The organism is Knoellia flava TL1 (genome assembly GCF_000768675.1).
GTDB lineage: Bacteria > Actinomycetota > Actinomycetes > Actinomycetales > Dermatophilaceae > Knoellia > Knoellia flava.
Window position 1 is genome coordinate 1 of the sequence record NZ_AVPI01000089.1, and the last position, 413, is coordinate 413.

Below are 413 nucleotides of genomic sequence, written 5' to 3' on the forward strand. Positions count from 1 at the left end.
CCTCTTCGTTCAGCGCCTGGCCGACCTCCTCGGTGCTGTAGCCGTCCAGCACGAAGGACATGACGCTGGCCTTGTCCGCCGCCGTGCCGATCAGCCGCACGCCGGGGATGGCGCCCAGCCCGCGCATGCCATGGACCAGCAGGTCATGCTCGTAGCGGCCGATGTTCTCGATGCCCAGGCGCGTCACGTAGTCCAGCGCCGCGCCCAGCCCGACCGCATCGGCGATATTGCCGGTGCCGGCCTCGAACTTGTTCGGAATGGGCTGGAACACCGTCTTTTCGAAGGTCACGTCGGCGATCATGTTGCCGCCGCCCTGCCAGGGCGGCATGTCCTCCAGCACCTCGCGCCGGCCCCAGACCACGCCGATGCCGGTGGGCCCGAAGATCTTGTGGCCGGAAAACACGAAGAAGTCC

Annotated in this window: 1 protein-coding gene; it reads right to left on the bottom strand. The window is 67.6% G+C overall.

Translation table 11 applies throughout. The annotated features are described in order from the left end of the window. A partial coding sequence (locus tag N798_RS17070) for an aminotransferase class V-fold PLP-dependent enzyme (RefSeq protein WP_035951142.1) occupies positions 1-413 on the bottom strand: 413 nt, incomplete at both ends.